At 62.2% G+C, this 19,115-nt stretch carries 16 protein-coding genes, 1 pseudogene and 1 riboswitch; of the genes and pseudogenes, 13 read left to right on the top strand and 4 right to left on the bottom strand.

The features are described from left to right. Window positions 1-21: 21 nt before the first annotated feature. Complete coding sequence (locus J3A98_RS20290) at window positions 22-1,191, bottom strand: 1-acyl-sn-glycerol-3-phosphate acyltransferase (protein ID WP_176684981.1); 1,170 nt, start codon at window positions 1,189-1,191, stop codon at window positions 22-24. A gap of 122 nt (window positions 1,192-1,313) precedes the next feature. Here J3A98_RS20290 and J3A98_RS20285 point away from each other — a divergent pair, with 122 nt between their 5' ends. From J3A98_RS20285 to J3A98_RS20270, 4 genes are all read left to right on the top strand, one after another. Further along, a complete protein-coding gene (locus J3A98_RS20285) occupies window positions 1,314-1,499 on the top strand; it encodes a CPXCG motif-containing cysteine-rich protein (protein WP_010951999.1) in 186 nt (61 codons plus the stop codon). Then, the gene (locus J3A98_RS20280; protein WP_176684982.1) at window positions 1,499-1,759 is read left to right on the top strand and encodes a DUF2007 domain-containing protein; all 261 of its coding nucleotides are present in this window, start codon (window positions 1,499-1,501) and stop codon (window positions 1,757-1,759) included. The genes J3A98_RS20285 and J3A98_RS20280 overlap by 1 nt, the downstream gene beginning before the upstream one ends. A gap of 15 nt (window positions 1,760-1,774) precedes the next feature. After that, window positions 1,775-2,395, top strand: coding sequence for an SOS response-associated peptidase (locus J3A98_RS20275; protein WP_176684983.1), 621 nt, complete (start codon window positions 1,775-1,777; stop codon window positions 2,393-2,395). Window positions 2,396-2,731: 336 nt separating this feature from the next. Continuing rightward, entirely contained in the window at window positions 2,732-3,550 is an 819-nt protein-coding gene (locus J3A98_RS20270; RefSeq protein WP_209968009.1) for a M48 family metallopeptidase, read from the top strand. 43 nt (window positions 3,551-3,593) lie between these two features. Here J3A98_RS20270 and J3A98_RS20265 read toward each other — a convergent pair whose 3' ends face one another. From J3A98_RS20265 to J3A98_RS20255, 3 genes are all read right to left on the bottom strand, one after another. Continuing rightward, window positions 3,594-4,178 carry a TMEM165/GDT1 family protein gene (locus J3A98_RS20265; protein ID WP_003247342.1) on the bottom strand — a complete coding sequence of 195 codons (585 nt, stop codon included), beginning with the start codon at window positions 4,176-4,178 and terminating at the stop codon, window positions 3,594-3,596. An 88-nt stretch (window positions 4,179-4,266) separates the two neighbouring features. Next, window positions 4,267-4,406, bottom strand: a riboswitch (yybP-ykoY riboswitch). 40 nt (window positions 4,407-4,446) lie between these two features. Further along, window positions 4,447-5,445 carry a class I SAM-dependent methyltransferase gene (locus J3A98_RS20260; RefSeq protein WP_176684985.1) on the bottom strand — a complete coding sequence of 333 codons (999 nt, stop codon included), beginning with the start codon at window positions 5,443-5,445 and terminating at the stop codon, window positions 4,447-4,449. Between the two features lie 54 nt (window positions 5,446-5,499). Continuing rightward, entirely contained in the window at window positions 5,500-6,465 is a 966-nt protein-coding gene (locus J3A98_RS20255; protein ID WP_209968007.1) for a 2-hydroxyacid dehydrogenase, read from the bottom strand. A 293-nt stretch (window positions 6,466-6,758) separates the two neighbouring features. Here J3A98_RS20255 and J3A98_RS20250 point away from each other — a divergent pair, with 293 nt between their 5' ends. The 9 genes and pseudogenes from J3A98_RS20250 to J3A98_RS20210 all read left to right on the top strand — a co-directional run bounded on the left by J3A98_RS20250 (window position 6,759) and on the right by J3A98_RS20210 (window position 19,008). Then, window positions 6,759-8,441, top strand: a complete 1,683-nt coding sequence (locus tag J3A98_RS20250) for a fatty acid--CoA ligase (RefSeq protein WP_176684987.1) — start codon at window positions 6,759-6,761, stop codon at window positions 8,439-8,441. A 332-nt stretch (window positions 8,442-8,773) separates the two neighbouring features. Next, entirely contained in the window at window positions 8,774-10,660 is a 1,887-nt protein-coding gene (locus J3A98_RS20245; RefSeq protein WP_176684988.1) for a DUF1302 domain-containing protein, read from the top strand. Window positions 10,661-10,685: 25 nt separating this feature from the next. Further along, window positions 10,686-12,050: a DUF1329 domain-containing protein gene (locus J3A98_RS20240; RefSeq protein WP_176684989.1), complete on the top strand. Its 1,365-nt coding sequence runs from the start codon at window positions 10,686-10,688 to the stop codon at window positions 12,048-12,050. Window positions 12,051-12,380: 330 nt separating this feature from the next. Then, entirely contained in the window at window positions 12,381-15,098 is a 2,718-nt protein-coding gene (locus J3A98_RS20235; protein ID WP_176684990.1) for a LuxR C-terminal-related transcriptional regulator, read from the top strand. A 159-nt stretch (window positions 15,099-15,257) separates the two neighbouring features. Then, a complete protein-coding gene (locus J3A98_RS20230) occupies window positions 15,258-16,865 on the top strand; it encodes a tetratricopeptide repeat-containing response regulator (protein WP_003247330.1) in 1,608 nt (535 codons plus the stop codon). Continuing rightward, the gene (locus J3A98_RS20225) at window positions 16,862-17,554 is read left to right on the top strand and encodes a HAMP domain-containing sensor histidine kinase (RefSeq protein WP_003247329.1); all 693 of its coding nucleotides are present in this window, start codon (window positions 16,862-16,864) and stop codon (window positions 17,552-17,554) included. Before J3A98_RS20230 ends, J3A98_RS20225 begins: the two co-directional genes overlap by 4 nt. A gap of 169 nt (window positions 17,555-17,723) precedes the next feature. Next, entirely contained in the window at window positions 17,724-18,002 is a 279-nt protein-coding gene (locus J3A98_RS20220) for an AbrB/MazE/SpoVT family DNA-binding domain-containing protein (RefSeq protein ID WP_209968005.1), read from the top strand. After that, window positions 17,999-18,345, top strand: a pseudogene (locus J3A98_RS27210) (type II toxin-antitoxin system ChpB family toxin). The gene J3A98_RS20220 and the pseudogene J3A98_RS27210 overlap by 4 nt, the downstream one beginning before the upstream one ends. An 18-nt stretch (window positions 18,346-18,363) precedes the next feature. Continuing rightward, entirely contained in the window at window positions 18,364-19,008 is a 645-nt protein-coding gene (locus tag J3A98_RS20210; RefSeq protein ID WP_209968003.1) for an MBL fold metallo-hydrolase, read from the top strand. Window positions 19,009-19,115: the final 107 nt, after the last annotated feature.

The following is a 19,115-nucleotide window of genomic DNA, read 5'->3' as shown; positions in this document are numbered from 1 at the left end:
GCAACGCAGCCCCAAACCTGATCAGGCTACAGGTGCCTGCTGCCTGACCTGATACTGGTTGCGCACTGGCGTCGCATACTGCAACACCAGGTACGGCCGCTGCTCTTGCGGGCAGGCATCCAGACGCCGTTGCCATTCTTCCTTGGCCTTGGCCAGTTCATCCGCGGGGAACACCTTCTCGGCGCTTGGCACCTGCAGGGCTTCGTCCTTGCCCTCCCACATCGCATACGCCAGGTAATGCACCGGAAACAGTCGGTAGCCCCCCAGGATCTGCCGGTCGATCTCCGCCGCCAGCTGCTTGGTGTCTTCGTGGTACTCGGTTACCGGCGGCGCAAAGTTGATGTGCACGCGGCCCTTGTAGCCGGTGATGCCTTTGGCGATGCTGTTGTCATCTTCGCCGGGCGCCTTCTGGTAGGTGCCGGTGGTGGCGCGGATGTACAGCTCGCGGGCCTTGGCCTGGTCGCACGGGTCGTATTCGTAGCTGATCGATACCGGGGTCAGGTTCAGGCTCTGGATCACTGCACCGAACGGTTCGTCCTTGCGGCTCATGTGGAACATCTTGAGAATCGCCGAGTCGGTACGGTCGTCACCGTCCTTGGCCCGACCTTCGGCCTGGGCGATCCAGATCGAGGTGGCATCGTTGCGGATCGAGTGGTTGATGTAGGCCGACAGCAGTTGGTAAGCAGCCAGTTTTTCACGCCGCCCGCTGATCGAACGGTGCACGATGAAGCTCTTGTTCAGGCGCATCATGTCGCTGACAAAGGGTTTCTGCAGCAGGTTGTCGCCAATGGCGATACGCGGCGTGGGCAGGCCGGCGTGGTACACCGCGTAGTTGACGAAGGCCGGGTCCATGACGATGTCACGGTGGTTGGCCAGGAACAGGTAGGCGGTGCCGGCCTTTAGCTGTTCCACACCCGAGTAGGTGACGCCGTCGGTGGCGCGATCGATGGTCTGGTCGACGTAGTACTCGACTTTGTCCTGCAAGGTCGAGACACAGGTAACGCCGGCGAATTCCTTGCGCAGGCGGCGTGCGATCAAGGGCTTGAGCAACCAGCCGAGAGCACCGGCCGCACGCGGAAAGCGGAAGTGGGTGAGGATATCGAGGAATGCCGGGTCGCTGAGCAGGCGTGCCAGAACGGCAGGGACCTCAGCGTCGTCATACGGTCGGATGGCATCGAATTCGCCCATCATGCTCTCTTGTTGGAAACGGCTAGGGTAATAAGGTAGGGACGGGCTCCGAAAAACGGCTCGGACGCACACAGACCCTGTAAACAGACCGGCAATTATACGCATAAGTCACTGCGGAGGCCGCGATGCTGGAAACCGACTTCTATGATTGCCCTTATTGTGGCGAACGTGTGGAAACTACCGTCGATCTGTCTGCTGGTGATCAGGTTTATACCGAGGATTGCCAGGTGTGCTGCCAGCCTGTGGTGTGCATTCTGCAGGTGCACGGTGACGAATGGATGCTCGAAGTCCGACGCGAGGACGATACCTGATGCAGCGCATCTACGAACCGGAAGGCCTGCTCGAAGCGGAAATGCTGGCAGGCATGCTTGCCAGCGAGGGGATCGAGGTACATGTGGTCGGCCGTGACCTGGTCGGTGCCGCCGGCGAGCTGCCCTTGCAGGGACTGCTGGGGCTCGTCGTGTCTGATGAGCAGGCCGAATGCGCACGACAGCTGATCGATGCGTACAATGACGCCCAGCCACTGGTTGGCGACGAACCGGAGAATGTCCCCGGTACCTTGATCTGCTAGGTTCTGAATTCGCCCATGTGTGGACGTTATGCCCTGTTTCGCTGGCCCCAGGCCCTTGCCAGTCTGCCAGGTTTTCCCGTCGGCCAGCCGGCCCAATGGAATATATCGCCTGGGGCGTCGGTGCTGATCCAGCGTCAGCTTGACGGCCAGCAGCAACTGGCCAAGGCGCGCTGGGGGTTGACCCCGGCCTGGCTCACCGACCTGTCCCGTACCCCTGCCCATGCCCGCGCCGAAACGCTTGCCGAGCAGCCGATGTTTCGCGATGCATTTCGCCAGCGCCGCTGCCTGATGCCGGCCAACGGCTTTTACGAATGGCGTGGCAGCGTGCGCAAACGCCCGTACTGGTTGACCCCGGGGGAGGGCGCGGCGCTCTACTTTGCGGCGGTGTGGGAGGCCTATCCGGTGCAGGATCAGGTTTGGCTGAGTTGCGCGGTGGTGACCCAGGCCGCCATGAACCAGCGTCGGCCGCTCATCCTCGACGAGGCGGGGCAGGCGGCCTGGCTTGACCCGGACACGCCGGTAACCCGCTTGCACGAGCTGCTGGCCAGCCCGCCGGCGACGTTGCGTGAGCGGGCCTTGGCCAATTTCGTCAATGACCCGAAGCTGGATGCGCCGGAGTGCCTGACCCCGGCTTGATTGTCTGCGCCGGCCCTTTCGCGGGCAAGCCCGCTCCTACAACGGTCGTGTTCCCCTGTACGGGCGGGCTTGCCCGCGAAGGGAGCGGTACAGGCGACGAAAATCTTCCCAGCGGCCAAGGCGGCCATTTTCGGCAATGAGCCGAAGCGGGATTGATGGGGTGCCTGCGCCGGCCCTTTCGCGGGCAAGCCCGCTCCTACCAACGGTCGTGTTACCCGTGTAGGAGCGGGCTTGCCCGCGAAGAGGCCGTTACAGCGACGAAAATCTTCCCTGCGGCTATGGCAGCCACTGGCGACTCGGCCTAGGATACGGCGCATGTAAAAAGGGAGTGTTTTCATGCGTAAGTCTTTTGTCGTCAGCCTGCTGAGCGCTGGCATTCTGCTGGCCGGCTGCCAGGCGGTGAATACCACCAGCGGTGGTGCTGTTGGCGTCGAGCGCCAGCAATACATGTTCAGCATGCTCTCGACCGATGAGGTCAACAAGATGTACGCCCAGTCGTATCAGCAGACCCTGGGTGAAGCATCGAGCAAGGGTGTGCTCGACAAGTCCAGTGCCGATGCCAGGCGTGTGCAGGCAATTGCCAGCCGCCTGATCGCCCAGGCACCCAAATTCCGCCCGGATGCCGCGCAGTGGGACTGGCAAGTCAACGTGATCAAGAGTGACGAACTGAACGCCAACTGCGGTCCGGGCGGCAAGATCATCGTCTACACCGGGCTGATCGATCAGCTCAAGCTCACCGATGCGGAAATTGCCGCAGTGGTGGGGCACGAGATTGCCCACGCCTTGCGCGAGCACAGCCGCGAGGCCATGTCCAAGGCATACGGTGTGGAAATGGCCCGCCAGGGTGCCGGTGCCATCTTCGGCCTCGGCCAGGGCAGCATGGCCATGGCCGACACGGTGGTGAACTACGCCATGACCTTGCCCAACAGCCGGGCCAACGAGAACGAGGCCGACCTGATTGGCCTGGAGCTGTCGGCCCGTGCAGGCTACGACCCGAATGCCGCGATCACCTTGTGGAACAAGATGAGCAAGGCTTCCGAAGGTGCACCGCCTGAGTTCATGAGTACTCACCCGGCGTCCGAGAGCCGCATTGCTTCGCTGCAGGCGGCGATTCCGAAGGTGATGCCGCTGTATCAGGCTGCAGCCAAGCCGTGAATGCCTGAATCCTGGGGCTGCATGGCAGCCCCAGCTTTTCCCTTTACCCAATCCAGCCACTGGCCTTCATCGCCGAATAGACGGCCACGATCGCCAGCACGAAGAACGCCGTTGCCGCCAGGCGACGAATCAGCGTCAACGGCAGTTTGTCAGCCGCGAAGTTACCCGCCAGTACCACCGGCACGTTGGCAATCAGCATGCCCAGGGTAGTGCCGATAATGACCATGATCAGGTGCGGGTACTGTGCAGCCAGCATCACGGTGGCGACCTGGGTCTTGTCACCGATTTCGGCCAGGAAGAACGCAATCAGCGTCGTCAGGAACGGCCCGAAACGGCGAGCCGGGTTCTCGTCGTCATCCATCTTGTCCGGTACCAGCGTCCACAGTGCGGTGGCGGTAAAGCTCGCAGCCAGGATCCAGTGCAGGGCCGAATCGCTGAAGAAGCTGCCGACCCACGCCCCCACGGCACCGGCTGCGGCATGGTTGGCCAGGGTGGCGGCGATGATGCCGGCGATGATCGGCCAGGGTTTGCGGAAGCGGGCAGCGAGAATGAGTGCGAGTAGTTGCGTCTTGTCACCGATCTCGGCCAGGGCAACGATAGCGGTGGGGACCAGCAGTGATTCCAGCATCAGGATTCCTACGGGGGCGGGTCGACACGGCTATGACACGTACAGCCTCCCCGCCCCGGGTAAGGTGTGCGTGTCATAGGTCTTGTCAAACCCTCGATCCGTCTATGCGGATCTCGCCATGCAGGCGTGCATGGTGGGTCGCACGCGCCATGGTCTGTGGACCAAGTATGTTGACGCGTACCGGGCGAGCTGGGTGCTCGCGGGAGACTACTCCCCTAGGACGGTGCGGATTCTGCCTAGGCAAAACGTTTTCGGCAAGCGCTGTTTTTTATCCGCGAGTTGCCTGGTAGATGCGGAAACCATCGGCCTCGTCACGTACCTGGCAGTTGCCCAATGCCCCTTCGATGAGTGGCTGGTAGCGCAGGAAACTGTTGGCGACCAAGCGCATTTCGCCACCTTTTCGCAGATGAATGGCGGATTTTTTCAGCAAGTTTTCCGAAGCCTGGTAGTTGGTATGTACGCCGGTGTGGAACGGTGGGTTGCTCAGGATAAGGCTCAGTTCAGTAGGGGCTGCGTCGATGCCATCGCCGCTGATCACTTCGCCTTCCAGGCCGTTGGCCGCCAGCGTCAGGCGGCTGGCGGCCACGGCGAAGGCATCCACGTCCAGCAAGGTCACCCGGCTTTGTGGGTAACGGCGTTTGAGCGTGGCACCCAGTACCCCGGCACCGCAGCCAAAGTCCAGCATGTGGCCACCGGGCAGGCCGTCAAGATGCTTCAGGAGCAGGGCGGTACCTCGGTCGAGTCGGCCATGGCTGAATACCCCAGGCAGGCTGACCACCTGCAGCGGGCCGTCTTCCAGGGCCAGCTCGAAGCGCTCGGCCAGGCTTTCCAGCGGTTTTGCCTGCGGCGCCTGGTCGATGGTCACTTGCCACAGCTGGCAGTGCCGGGCGCTGTCGAGTTTGCGTGGCTTGCCAAAGGCCTGCAGCTGCTTGGCCGCGCCCTCGATGCCACCGCGCTTCTCGCCGACCAGGTACAGCTCGCGGCCAGCCAGTCGCGACGCCAGGGCGTTGAGCAGGTAGGCGGCCAGCTCGCGGGATTTGGGCAGGAACAGCACGGCGCTGTCGAATGCTGCTTCAGGGGCCTCGACGCCGTAATGGCTGCGGCCTGCGAAGCGGCTTTCGAGCATGGCCTGATCACCGGCATGCCAGGTCCAGGCCTGGGCCTGAGGCAACTGGCCGAGCAGGTCGTCGGCGGGGGCGCCGGCGACCAGCAGCGGCCCCTGAAACAGCTCAGCCTGACGGAGCAACACTTCACTGCGCGGGTCCATGGACGACGTCTCCTGGAAAAAAGTGGCGCAGTGTAGCAGAGGCGGGCGCCAGGCTCAGCTGACCACACGGCGTGGCTGCCCGGCGAAGAAAGCCTGGGCGTTCTCGCTGAGCTGGCCGACGATGCGCTGGCGCGACTCCACGGCACCCCAGGCGCTGTGCGGGGTGATGATCAGGCACGGGATGCCGGGCTCCAGCAGCGGGTTGCCGTTGACCGGCGGCTCCACGCTCAGCACGTCGGTGGCCGCGCCGCCCAGGTGACCACCGCGCAGGGCATCGGCCAACGCCTGTTCGTCGATCAGGCCACCACGGGCGGTGTTGACCACCAGCGCGTTGGGCTTGAGCAGGGCCAGTTCGCGGGCACCGAGCATATGCCGGGTGTGCTCGTTCAGCGGGCAGTGCAGGGTCAGGGCGTCGACTTGCGGCAGCAACTCGTCCAGCGGCAACCGGTCGGCGCGCTCCGGTCGGCCAGGGATCTGCCCGCTCAGTACCCGCATACCGAAGGCTTCGGCCAGCCTCGCCACTGCGCCGCCCAGTTCGCCGTGGCCGAGCAGGCCGAGGGTTTTGCCCTCCAGTTCGACGATAGGAAAGTCCAGCAGGCAGAACTGGCTGGCCTTGGCCCACTGGCCATCGGCCACCGCCTGGTTGTAGTCGCACAGCCGGGTGGCCAGGGCCAACAGCAGGGCCAGGGTATGCTGGGCGACAGACGGCGTGCCGTAGCCCTGGCAGTTGCACACCGTGATGCCCTGGGCGCGGGCGGCAGCCAGGTCGACATTGTTGGTGCCGGTGGCGGCCACCAGGATCAGCTTCAGTTGCGGGTTGGCGGCCAGGGTTGCGGCGTCGAGCATGACCTTGTTGCTAACCACTGCCATGGCGCCCTGCAGGCGTTCCGCAACCTGTTCCGGGCGGGTGGCGGCGAACAGTTCGAACGCGTCGAACTGCTGCTTCAGGGGCGAAAGGTCGAGGTCGCCAAGGTCCAGGGACTGGTGATCGAGAAACACGGCGCGACGCGGGCTGGACATGAAGATCTCCGGTGGCAGGGAGGGATAAGGGCGTTGTGGCCATTCGCGGGCACGCCCGCGCCCACAAGGTCACCACAACCCTTGCAGGAGCGGGCTTACCCGCGAAGAGGCCCTCAGCTTCGGCGCAAACCTGAAGCCGCCGCCGCAGTGTCTAGCTCAACCTTGCCGCCCGTCAACGCCCGCCACTCATACCTCTGCCACGCAAATCATTCCTTCGGCTGATTTGGCCGTCACATTGGCGAACTACAGTAAACCCAGACTTGTCCGGCCCGCTTTTCAGAAAAGGGATCCCCATGTTGCAGACACGCATCATCAAGCCCGCCGAGGGCGCCTATGCCTATCCATTGCTGATCAAGCGCCTGTTGATGTCCGGCAGCCGCTATGAAAAGACCCGCGAAATCGTCTACCGCGATCAGTTGCGGCTGACATATCCACAGCTCAACGAGCGCATTGCCCGCCTGGCCAATGTGCTGACCGAGGCTGGGGTGAAGGCCGGTGACACCGTGGCGGTGATGGACTGGGACAGCCATCGCTACCTGGAATGCATGTTCGCCATTCCGATGATCGGCGCTGTGGTGCACACCATCAACGTGCGCCTGTCGCCCGAGCAGATCCTCTACACCATGAACCATGCCGAAGACCGCGTGGTGCTGGTCAACAGCGACTTCGTCGGCCTGTACCAGGCCATCGCCGGGCAGCTGACCACTGTCGACAAGACCTTGCTGCTGACCGATGGCCCGGACAAGACTGCCGAACTGCCCGACCTGGTCGGCGAGTATGAGCAACTGCTGGCTGCTGCCAGCCCGCGCTACGACTTCCCGGACTTCGACGAGAACTCGGTGGCCACTACCTTCTACACCACTGGCACCACCGGCAACCCGAAGGGCGTGTACTTCACCCACCGCCAATTGGTACTGCACACACTGGCCGAGGCCTCGGTCACCGGCAGTATCGATAGCGTGCGCCTGCTGGGCAGCAACGATGTGTACATGCCCATCACCCCGATGTTCCACGTGCATGCCTGGGGCATCCCCTACGCTGCCACCATGCTCGGTATGAAGCAGGTGTACCCGGGGCGCTACGAGCCGGACATGCTGGTCAAGCTTTGGCATGAAGAGAAGGTCACCTTCTCCCACTGCGTACCGACCATCCTGCAGATGCTGCTCAACTGCCCGAACGCCCAGGGGCAGAACTTCGGCGGCTGGAAGATCATCATCGGCGGCAGCTCGCTCAACCGTTCGCTGTACCAGGCCGCCCTGGCGCGCGGCATCCAGCTGACCGCCGCGTATGGCATGTCGGAAACCTGCCCGCTGATCTCCGCCGCACACCTGAACGATGAACTGCAGGCCGGCAGCGAGGATGAGCGCGTCACCTACCGTATCAAGGCCGGTGTGCCGGTGCCGTTGGTCGAAGCGGCCATCGTCGACGGTGAAGGCAACTTCCTGCCCGCCGATGGTGAAACCCAGGGCGAGCTGGTACTGCGAGCGCCTTGGCTGACCATGGGCTACTTCAAGGAGCCGGAGAAGAGCGAGGAGCTGTGGCAGGGCGGCTGGCTGCACACCGGTGACGTCGCCACCCTAGACGGTATGGGTTACATCGACATCCGCGACCGCATCAAGGATGTGATCAAGACCGGTGGCGAGTGGGTTTCCTCGCTCGACCTGGAAGACCTGATCAGCCGCCACCCGGCCGTGCGCGAAGTGGCGGTGGTGGGGGTGGCCGACCCGCAGTGGGGGGAGCGCCCGTTTGCCCTGCTGGTGGTACGTGACGGCCACGAGATTGACGCCAAGGCGCTGAAGGAACACCTCAAGCCGTTCGTGGAACAAGGTCATATCAACAAGTGGGCGATTCCAAGCCAGATCGCCGTTGTTACTGAAATTCCCAAGACCAGTGTCGGCAAGCTCGACAAGAAACGCATCCGCCAGGACATCGTCCAGTGGCAGGCCAGCAACAGCACGTTTCTTTCCACGTTGTAATCGTTGTGCGGGTCGCGTACGTAAGAGCGCGACCCGCATGTTAGAGAGCCCGCCGTCTTGCCAAACGACAGAAATGCGCCATCCTTGAGCAGTGCCAGCCCGCAACCGAGACAAAACTGCAGCGTGATGGTGGCATGGAGCGCAAATCACACTTTAGAGGGATCAAGCGCCTGTGCCTGCTGGCTATAGTCGGGGCCAGGGGATTTTCAGGAATGGGGGAGGGCGACATGCGCAAGCTGTGTCGCCGGCAGGTGAAAACCTGTCATCCGGTCGCTCGGGCCGTTCTTGAAAGGACTCACTGCCATAACAAAAAAGTACATGGAGTAGCGTCGATGAAATCTGCAAACCTGTTCTGGCGCCGGGCCAAGCTGCCCTTGGCCGTCAGCCTTGCTTCCACGCTCGCAAGTCCTGCTTTCGCTGTCAGTTTCAACATTGGTGAAATCGAAGGCCAGTTCGACTCGTCGCTCTCCATCGGCGCCAGCTGGTCGACGGCCAACCCCAACAAGAACCTGATAGGGGTGAACAACGGCGGCAAGGGCCTGTCACAGACATCCGACGATGGCCACCTGAACTTCAAGAAGGGCGAAACCTTCTCCAAGATCTTCAAAGGCATTCATGACCTGGAGCTCAAGTACGGCGACACCGGTGTGTTCGTCCGCGGCAAGTACTGGTACGACTTCGAACTGAAGGACGAAAACCGCGAGTTCAAGGACATCAGCGACTCCAACCGCAAGGAAGGCGCCAAGTCGTCCGGCGCCGAGCTGCTCGACGCCTTTGTCTATCACAACTACGCCATCGGCGATCAGCCTGGCTCGGTGCGTTTCGGCAAGCAGGTGGTGAGCTGGGGCGAAAGTACCTTCATCGGCGGCGGCATCAACGCGATCAACCCCATCGACGTGTCGGCGTTCCGCCGTCCCGGGGCCGAGATCAAGGAAGGCCTGATTCCCGTCAACATGTTCTACATCTCGCAGAGCCTGACCGACAACCTGTCGGCCGAGGCCTTTTACCAGCTCGAGTGGGACCAGACGGTCGTCGACAACTGCGGTACCTTCTTCTCCCAGCCGGACATCATTGCCGACGGCTGTACCGACAACTTGCGTGTGCTCAATAGCAGCCGCACGGTGCCGGGCGCTGCGCAGCAGTTCCTCGCCACGCAGGGCGTGAACATCAACGAAGAGGGTGTGATGGTGCGCCGTGGTGCCGACCGTGATGCGCGTGACAGCGGCCAGTTCGGTGTGGCCTTGCGCTATATGTTCGAACCGTTGGACACCGAGTTCGGCGCCTACTTCATGAATTACCACAGCCGTGCTCCCATCTTCAGTGCCACAGGGGCCCCGCCGTCCGTGTTCGCCGGGCTGAGCGCCCTGCCTGCACAGTTGCGCGCATTGGCACCTTTGATCGTGGCGGGTAATTCCGAGTACTTTGTGGAATACCCCGAGGATATCCGCCTTTATGGCTTGAGCTTCTCCACCACGTTACCCACTGGCACCGCCTGGAGCGGCGAAGTCAGCTACCGCCCCAATGCGCCAGTGCAGCTCAATACCACGGATATCCTGTTCGCCGGTGTCCGTCCAATTGGCGGCGCGTTGAGCAACGCATCGCTGCTGACCGGTACGCCAGGGCAGGACCTTCACGGGTATCGCCGCAAGGAGATCACTCAGTTCCAGACCACCCTGACCCACTTCTTCGATCAGGTGATGGGTGCCAGCCGGATGACTGTCGTCGGTGAAGTGGGTGTTACCCATGTCGGCGGCCTGGAGAATGCCCACGATACCCGCTACGGTCGCGACCCGGTGTTCGGCCCAGGTCCGTTGCCATCCACCGGTGGCGCCGATACCTGCCAGGCGCTCAATGGCAGCACCATCGCCGGCGCCGGTGCGGGGGCGTCCACCGCCAACCTGAACCGCAAATGCGAGAACGACGGCTACACCACCAGCACTTCCTGGGGTTACCGCGCCCGTGTCATCTGGGACTACAACGACGTTTTCGCAGGTATCAACCTGAAGCCGAGCGTGGCCTGGTCGCATGACGTGTCCGGTTACTCGCCGGGCCCTGGCGCCAACTTCGAGGAAGGCCGCAAGGCTGTCAGCCTGGGCCTGGATGCCGAGTATCAGCAAACCTACACGGCGAGCCTCTCGTACACCAACTTCTTCGATGGCAAGTACAGCACCGTGGATGACCGCGACTTCGTCGCCCTCAGCTTCGGCGTGAACTTCTAAGCATACAGATCCAGGACGACACGACATGAACAAGACCAGAAGTCTGCTGCAAGCCGGTGTACTGGGCCTGTCCCTGCTGGCGACCAGCGTCATGGCTGCGGTATCCGCCGACGAGGCGGCCAAGCTGGGCAGCACCCTGACCCCGATGGGTGCCGAGAAGGCCGGCAACGCCGACGGCTCCATCGGCCCTTGGGAGCCGCTGTCGAAGACGGCAGGCAGCGTCGACGGCAAGGGCTTCCTGTCCGACCCGTACGGCAGCGAAAAGCCGCTGTTCACCATCACTGCGCAGAATGCCGACCAGTACAAGGACAAGCTCTCTCCCGGCCAGTTGGCCATGTTCAAGCGCTACCCGAACACCTACAAGATCCCGGTGTTCAAGACCCATCGCGGCGCAACCGTCCCTGCCGATGTGTTCGCAGCCATCAAGGAAAACGCCACCAAAACCACCCTGGTGGAAGGCGGCAACGGCCTGAGCAACTTCCGCACGGCAGTGCCGTTCCCTATCCCGAAAAGCGGCCTGGAGGTGATCTGGAACCACATCACCCGCTACCGCGGCGGCAGTGTCAGCCGCCTGGTGACCCAGGCCACGCCGCAGCAGAGCGGCTCGTTCAACCCCGTGTACTTCTCCGACCAGTTCGTCTTCCGCGACAAGATGAAGGACTACGACCCGAACAACCCAGGCAACATCCTGTTCTACTTCAAGCAGGAAGTTACTGCGCCTGCGCGCCTGGCCGGGACTGTGCTGCTGGTGCACGAAACCCTTGACCAGGTGAAGGAGCCGCGCAAGGCGTGGATCTACAACGCAGGCCAACGCCGTGTGCGCATGGCACCGCAAGTGTCGTATGACGGCCCGGGCACCGCCGCCGACGGCCTGCGTACGTCGGACAACCTGGACATGTTCAACGGTGCACCCGATCGTTATGACTGGAAACTGGAAGGCAAGAAGGAGCTGTACATCGCATCGAACGCCTTCAAACTGGATGATCCGAAGCTCAAGTACGCCGACATCATCAAGGCCGGGCACATCAACCAGGACTTGGCCCGTTACGAGCTGCGCCGCGTCTGGCACGTAGTTGCAACCCTCAAGCCGGGCCAGCGGCACATCTACGCCAAGCGTGACTTCTATATCGATGAGGACACCTGGCAGGCTGCAGTGATCGACCAGTACGACGGCCGTGGCCAACTGTGGCGTGTGTCCGAGGCTCACGCCCAGCCTTATTACAATGTGGAAGTACCTTGGTACACCCTGGAAGCCATTTACGACCTGCAGTCCGGTCGTTACCTGGCCCTGGGCATGAAGAACGAAGAGAAACGCGCCTACGACTTCGGCTTCAGTGCCAGCAAGGCCGACTTCCAGCCAGCGGCGCTGCGTCAGTCGGGTATTCGCTAAGCTGAGATCACTGAACGCCGTGTGATCCCCAGAACGCCCCGGCTCGCCGGGGCGTTTCTATTTCCTGAAGCGGCCTCTTCGCGGGTAAACCCGCTCCTACAGGTTCCGCCCTGTAGGAGCGGGTTTACCCGCGAAGAGGCCGGACAAGGCAATAAACCTCCTGAATACCTCCCCAAACCCCCCGTCCCAGCCCCTGTCCATCAGTCATGTTGCTTTTTGTCGCAGTCTTTTCCACGCCAATTGCGCCCATTATCTTCAAATGCGCAGCGTTAACGGCTAGTCTCGCAAACATCCATACCGCCGTTGTCTTCCAACCAGAATGAGCCGGCCATGACAGATCTGTCCCGTACCCATGGATTCGCAAGTCAGGCCCTTGGCCTGCGGGACGGGCGTTTCTTCCGGCCGCCGCTGCCGGACGGCCATGTACCGCGCCTGCGTTTGTGCCAGCGGCTGGAGGCCGGCTTGGGCGGGCGGCTGCTGCTGGTCAATGCGCCGGCGGGTTTCGGCAAAAGCTCCCTGGCCATCGAGTTTTGCGAAACGCTGCCCGAGCACTGGCGCAGCCTGTGGCTGGGCCTGAGCCAGCGGGATGCCGACCCCGGCCGCTTCCTTGAGCGCTTGCTTGAAGGCCTGCAGCAATACTGTCCGGCACTGGGCGGCCAGGCCATGGGCCTGCTGAAAATGCGCCAGCGCCATCAGCCGTTTGCCTTTGAAGAGTGGCTCGACGGCCTGCTCGACGAGCTGGCGCTGTACCTGCAAGCTGATACGCCGCTGCTGCTGGTGCTGGACGACTATCACCTGGCCCAGGGGCCGGTGCTCGACCGTTGCCTGCAGTTCTTCCTCAATCACCTGCCCCCCGGCCTGGTGTTGCTGGTGACCAGCCGCCAACGGCCAGACTGGCACCTGGCGCGCCTGCGCCTGTCCCGGCAGTTGGTCGAGCTTAACGAACAGGACCTGCGCCTCACCGCGGATGAGGCACTGGCAGTGATCGGTCGCCAGCCTACCGGCCTGCGCGGCCAGGCGCTGGACAACCTGATCCAGCGCAGCGACGGCTGGGTGGCCGGGTTGCGTTTCTGGCAGCTGGCTGCCAGCGACAGCGCTGACGAGCAAGCCTTGCCCCAGGCGCTGCATGGTGGCGAGGGCCTGATCCGCGACTACCTGCTTGAAGAAGTCATCGACAGGCTACCCGCAGACGTGCAGGCTTTCTTGTACGAAACCGCCTGCCAGGAGCGTTTCTGCGCTCCGCTTTGCGATGCGATGCGTGGCTGCCACGACAGTGCCGCCGTCCTGAGCTTCCTGCAGGCGCATCAGGTGTTCCTTGTGCCGCTGGACGAGCATGGGCACTGGTTCCGCTATCACCATTTGTTCTCCGACCTGCTGCGCAGTCGTCAGGCCAGCGAATCGCAGGTCGCTCTGCATTTGCGGGCCTGCCGCTGGTTTGAAGCCCAAGACCTGCTGGACGAGGCGGTGGAGCAGGCTTTGCGTGCAGGCCACCTCGATGTTGCCGCCGACCTCGTGCAGAGCCTGTCCGAGGAGCAATTGCTGGCCGAGCAGAACGTCGGCATGTTGCTGCGCTGGAAGATGGACCTGCCCGACAGTCTGTTGATCAGTACGCCGCGGCTTATCGTGCTGTACAGCTGGGCGTTGGGCCTGGCTTGCCAGCTGGATGCTGCCGAAGAACTGGCCGGCTACCTCAGTCGCTTTCTGCCCGCGCCTTCGGCGACTGCGCAGAAGTCGATGCTGGCCCAATGGTTGGCACTCAGTGGGGTCATTGCCCGCGGCCGTGGCGACCGCGAGCGCACCTTGGCCTATTGCGGCGAAGCACTACAGAGCCTGCCGAGCAAGCGATATGGCCAACGCCTGGTGTGCTTGTCGACCCTGTCCAACCTGGCCATTGCCGATGGTGACTTCTGGCGTGCCCGGGGCTGGAACCGTGAAGCCCTGGAGCTGGCCCAACGGGTTGGCAACCCCTTGTTCGAGGCGCTGGCTCATTACGACCGGGCGCGGGTGCTGCATGCCCGTGGCGAGGTGCTGCGCGCACTGGACGAAGTGCGACAAGGGTTGCAACGTCTGCAAGGGCTTTCGGCGCAGCGGCTGTATGCCGTGCGTGCGCGGCTGACGCTTTACGAAGGTTACCTGCTGGTCTCGCGCCTGCAGCCGGCTCAGGGCCGGGCGCGTTTGCGCGCGGGGCTGGGCGAGGCGCGAGCGTGCCGGGACATCAGTGTGCTCATCGGCCATTGCGTGATTGCCACGCTCGATGGCCGGGAGGGTCACTTTGCCGAGGCCTTTGCCGAACTGGCCGAGGCCGAACGCTTGATGCATATCTGGGATGTGCCCCCGGTCTACTACCTGGCCATGATTACCCTGGTCAAATGCGAACTGTGGCTGGCCCAGGGGCGGATCGACCTCGCGGAGTCCTGGCTGCAGCGCCTGGGTCAGACCTATGGCGGCGAGCAGCCGGCGATGCCACCGGAATTCCATCCGCTGCTGCCGTTGCACATTGCGCTGCAGCAGGCATTGCTCGATCGCATCCAGTTGCGTAGTGACGATGCCGTGCAACGCCTGGCCTGCCTGGTAGAGCGCGGCCGGGCCAGTGGCGGCATGATGCTCGCCGTCAGCGCTCTGTGCCAATGGCTTTCCCTGTTGCTGGACGAAGGCAAGGAAGGGCAGGCCGCGCAGTTGTTGCCTGGCTTGCTGGAGGCGGCTCACGGCGGCGTGATACAGCCGATGCAGCCACTTCTGGAAAAGCACCCGCAATGGCTTCATGAACAACTGCAGGCAGGTGCCACTTGCCCGGTTCAGGCTGAACTGCTCAAGCAGCTGCCGCCAGTGCCAATCGCCAGTACGGGCAATGGCGAAGCGCTGAGTGGTCGCGAGTTGGCCGTGCTCGAACTGATTGCCCAGGGCTGTTCCAATCAGCAGATCAGCGAGCGGCTGTTCATTTCCCTGCACACGGTGAAGACCCACGCCAGCCACATCAACAGCAAGTTGGGCGTGGAGCGGCGCACCCAGGCGGTGGCCAAGGCCAAATCCCTGGGGTTGCTGGCGTGATACTGGCCCTGTAGGTCATTGCTCGTTAAAGTGATGGCCTGACGCCATGATTCGTGGCCGGCAATGCTCTACCCTCATCTTTCCCGACCAGCTGCCGATACAGCTATCGGTGGCATCGCCTCGCGCGATTTTTCAATCATTCCAAGGCAGGTCGTGTTGATGCTGCAGTACGGGCAAAAGAGCTTTCTGATCGTCGACGACTTTACCGACTTTCGTACGTCGACCCGTTCCATGCTGCGCGAGTTGGGCGTGCGCGACGTGGACACCGCTGACAGCGGCGAGCAGGCGCTGCGCATGTGCGCGCAGAAGCGCTATGACTTCATCCTGCAGGACTTCCACCTGGGCGATGGCAAGAAGAACGGGCAACAGGTGCTTGAAGACCTGATCATCGACAAGCACATCAGCCATGAGTGCGTGTTCATCATGGTCACCGCCGAGAGCAGTCAGGCGATTGTTCTCAGCGCCATCGAGCACGAGCCCGATGCCTACCTGACCAAACCGTTCAACCGGGTTGGCCTGGCCCAGCGCGTCGAGAAACTGTTCCAGCGCAAGACGCTGCTAAAACCGATCCTGCAGGCGCTGGACCGCAACCGCCCGGCCGAAGTACTGGCGGCCTGCGCCGAGCTGTGCAAGAAGGATCCGCGCCTGGCGCCATTGTGCTTGCGCTACCGGGCCGATGCCCTGCGCAACCTCAACCGTTTCGAGGAACTGGAAAAATTCCTCAAGGCCATCCTGGCCAGCCGCCCGCAGCCGTGGGTGTACGCTGCATTGGGCGCACTGATGCACAAGCGTGGTCAGAATGCCCAGGCCCAGGGTGTATACGAGCAGGCGCTCAAGGCGTTCCCGATCATGCCAGGCCTTTACGATGGCATGGCCGAGGTGCTGGTGGCTCAGGGCGATACCCGGCGCGCGCAGAATTTGCTTGAAGAAGCCGTACGCTTGTCGCCATTGTCGGTGCGTCGGCAGTCGACGCTGGGCAAGCTGGCGCTGGAGAACGAAGACTTCGAGAGCGCATCGAAAGCGTTCCGTCATGCGGTGAACCAGGGGCAGAGTTCGCGTTACAAGGATGCCGAAAACAACCTTGGCCTGGTGCAGGCGTTGATGAGCAAGAATGCAGGCTTCGGCCTGGACGCCCGTACCCGGGTCGAGATCAACACCACGCTCAGTGAAGTGGCCAAGGAGAACCCCGAGGACCAAGGCCTGCAGGTGCGTGCGCGGATGATGAAGGCTGCCAGCCTGCAGCAGGCCGGCGACCCGGAAACGGCCGGCAAGCTGACAGAACAGGCGATTCAGCGCCTGGACAAGATGAACCAGTTCTTCTCGGTCGATTCGGCCCTTACTGTCGCTGCGCAACTGCAGGCGATGGGGCAGGAAGCCGCCGCCATCGGCGTGCTGAAGAACTGTGTGGAAAGTTATGGCGATGACCCCAAGGTCATGGAGAAAGTGGGCAAGCTGACGGATGACCCCAGCGTGCTCAACGCCATTACCGAAGCGGTCACCCTCAATCGTCAGGGTGTGCGCAGTTACCAGGGAGGGCAGCTTGGCGAGGCATTGCAGCTGTTCCGAAAGGCATTGGGTTTACAGCCGAAGAACATCAGCATCGCCCTCAACACCGCCCAGGCGCTGCTGCGCATTGGCGGTGACAACCCTCAGCCTGCGATCATGCAGGAGTGCCGCGATGCCTTGACCAGCGTGGCCGGTATCCCTGCCAGCGATAATCGCTATGACCGTTACCGCAAACTGCACATCCGAGTGTTCGGCGCATGAATCAAGACAATCAGGGGCTGGATTTTTCCACGGTGATCGCCTCCACCGTGCACGACCTCAAAAGTTCGTTGTCGGCGCTGATCCAGTCCCACAGCCAGTGGGTTGAGCGCTTGCCAGAGGAACTGCGTGGCGGTGCCGAACAGGGGATCATGGAGCATGAGTTTCGTCACCTCAACGGCATGCTCGTGCAGTTGCTGGGCTTGTACAAACTGGGTGTGAACCAGTTGCCGGTATGCCCGGACTACCATGAGCTGGATGATTTCATCGAAGCCCAGCTGGCGGCGCACGAGGAAGTGCTCAAGCACAACGACATTCTCGCCACCTGGCGTATCGACACCGATAACCCGCTGGGTTTCTTCGACCGCGAACTGGTGGCCTCGGTGATCTCCAACGTCATCACCAACGCCACCCGCTTTGCCGGGCACGCCTTGCTGATCACCATCGAAGAGGCCGATAACCAGTTGGCCATTTGCGTCAACGATGACGGCCCGGGTTATCCAAAGCACATGCTCGAGCGCCAGGAGGAGTATATCCAGGGCATCGACTCGACCAGCGGCAGTACCGGCCTTGGGCTGTATTTTGCGGCGCGGATCGCCGCGTTGCATGAAAGCGGCGGGGTGCGCGGGCGGATCGAGATCTCCAACGGCGGGGCGCTTGGGGGTGGGTTGTTCAGGTTGTTTTTGCCTTGAGGTCCGGCTGAATCTACGTTTGAAATTTTTGCAGTTGGAGAGTGGCTTCCCAAGGTGATGTAGGGCATTTCCTTCTTGAGATTGCAGGGCTTTTGTCCGGTCAGGGCAGATGACAGTGTAGATACGACGTTTCTACATTTCGCTTGCAATCATTTGGAGGGTTTCTACTATGTATCTACCTTGGGAGATACTCATGCAGATCAAGATTCAACAGTGGGGTAACAGCGCCGCGATCCGCCTGCCCGCCGCAGTACTCAAGCAGATGCGTCTCGGTGTCGGCTCCACCCTGAGCCTTGACACAACGGGTGAGACGATGGTGCTCAAACCCGTCAGGTCGAAACCCAAATACACGCTTGAGGAACTGATGGCCCAATGTGACCTGAGTGCACCGGAGCCAGAGGACATGGCCGACTGGAATACCATGCGTTCAGTGGGACGTGAAGTGTGAAACGGTTGAAATTCGCCAGGGGTGATATTGTTCGCGTCAACCTGGACCCAACAGTCGGCCGGGAACAGCAGGGCTCCGGCCGCCTGCACTGGTACTTACTCCGGCTGCGTTCAATGCTTCAGGCCTGGCTGTAATCATCCCGATCACTCAAGGTGGGGATTTCGCGAGGCATGCGGGTTTCGCTGTCACGCTCAGCGGTGCGGGCACGCAGACTCAGGGGGTGATGCTTTGCAACCAGGTGCGCACAGTCGACCTTGAAGCACGATTTGCCAAGCGCATAGAGTCGGTGCCTGAAGTTGTCATCCTGGATGCACTGGCGCGTGTGCAAACCCTATTCGATTAACCGGTTCCCGTATTCACAATGCAGATCCCATCGTCAGCTCTCATCCGCGAAACCTTCCCCGTCGGCCCCTTGCAGTGCAACTGCACGCTGATCGGCGACCCTCTGACCAAGAAAGCCATTGTCGTCGACCCGGGTGGTGATGTGGACAAGATCCTTGCCCGCCTGCAGGCCCACGGCCTGACGCTGGTGAGCATCATCCACACCCATGCGCACTTCGACCACTTCCTCGCGTCAGGCAAGCTCAAGGAGCTGACGGGTGCTACGCTGCACCTGCACAAGGACGACCAGGTGCTGTGGGACAACCTCGAGATGCAGTGCCAGACGTTCGGTGTACCTTACACCCCGGTACCGGCACCGGACCGCTGGTTGGGCGATGACGAAGAACTCGCCTGCGGCTGCGGTGTGGCGCTGCATACGCCTGGCCATACCCCGGGCTCGATGAGCTTCTGGTTTGCCGATGCCAAATTGTTGATTGCCGGTGACACCCTGTTCCGTCGGGGTATTGGCCGCACTGATTTGTGGGGGGGCGACCAGCGGGCAATCGTGCGCTCCATCAAGGAGCGGCTGTACCGGCTGGACGAAGAGGCCATCGTGGTGACCGGCCACGGGCCCGACACCCGTCTGGGCGACGAGATGCGCGAAAACCCGTTCGTGCGTGCCTGATGGCACATGAAGGCACTTTCATGGAATTTTTCGTTGCCGATGCAATCCAAGGCTGGCATAGATCCCTTCGAGATCTGCCGCATTTATGAATTTCAGTAGGAGCTTGT

Source organism: Pseudomonas sp. BP6 (assembly GCF_017875935.1).
GTDB classification, from domain to species: Bacteria; Pseudomonadota; Gammaproteobacteria; order Pseudomonadales; family Pseudomonadaceae; genus Aquipseudomonas; species Aquipseudomonas putida_Y.
The sequence above is the reverse complement of the archived record's forward strand: the minus strand, read 5'-3'. Positions and strand labels throughout refer to the sequence as shown.

Bases quoted from the DNA above. Each gene is read 5' to 3' on its own strand.
- J3A98_RS20260 (WP_176684985.1), bottom strand. From the start codon at position 5,445: ATGGACCCGCGCAGTGAAGTGTTGCTCCGTCAGGCTGAGCTGTTTCAG.
- J3A98_RS20270 (WP_209968009.1), top strand. From the start codon at position 2,732: ATGCGTAAGTCTTTTGTCGTCAGCCTGCTGAGCGCTGGCATTCTGCTG.
- J3A98_RS20240 (WP_176684989.1), top strand. From the start codon at position 10,686: ATGAACAAGACCAGAAGTCTGCTGCAAGCCGGTGTACTGGGCCTGTCC.
- J3A98_RS20255 (WP_209968007.1), bottom strand. From the start codon at position 6,465: ATGTCCAGCCCGCGTCGCGCCGTGTTTCTCGATCACCAGTCCCTGGAC.
- J3A98_RS20265 (WP_003247342.1), bottom strand. From the start codon at position 4,178: ATGCTGGAATCACTGCTGGTCCCCACCGCTATCGTTGCCCTGGCCGAG.
- J3A98_RS20245 (WP_176684988.1), top strand. From the start codon at position 8,774: ATGAAATCTGCAAACCTGTTCTGGCGCCGGGCCAAGCTGCCCTTGGCC.
- J3A98_RS20285 (WP_010951999.1), top strand. From the start codon at position 1,314: ATGCTGGAAACCGACTTCTATGATTGCCCTTATTGTGGCGAACGTGTG.
- J3A98_RS20290 (WP_176684981.1), bottom strand. From the start codon at position 1,191: ATGATGGGCGAATTCGATGCCATCCGACCGTATGACGACGCTGAGGTC.
- J3A98_RS20225 (WP_003247329.1), top strand. From the start codon at position 16,862: ATGAATCAAGACAATCAGGGGCTGGATTTTTCCACGGTGATCGCCTCC.
- J3A98_RS20230 (WP_003247330.1), top strand. From the start codon at position 15,258: ATGCTGCAGTACGGGCAAAAGAGCTTTCTGATCGTCGACGACTTTACC.
- J3A98_RS20235 (WP_176684990.1), top strand. From the start codon at position 12,381: ATGACAGATCTGTCCCGTACCCATGGATTCGCAAGTCAGGCCCTTGGC.
- J3A98_RS20280 (WP_176684982.1), top strand. From the start codon at position 1,499: ATGCAGCGCATCTACGAACCGGAAGGCCTGCTCGAAGCGGAAATGCTG.
- J3A98_RS20220 (WP_209968005.1), top strand. From the start codon at position 17,724: ATGTATCTACCTTGGGAGATACTCATGCAGATCAAGATTCAACAGTGG.
- J3A98_RS20250 (WP_176684987.1), top strand. From the start codon at position 6,759: ATGTTGCAGACACGCATCATCAAGCCCGCCGAGGGCGCCTATGCCTAT.
- J3A98_RS20210 (WP_209968003.1), top strand. From the start codon at position 18,364: ATGCAGATCCCATCGTCAGCTCTCATCCGCGAAACCTTCCCCGTCGGC.
- J3A98_RS20275 (WP_176684983.1), top strand. From the start codon at position 1,775: ATGTGTGGACGTTATGCCCTGTTTCGCTGGCCCCAGGCCCTTGCCAGT.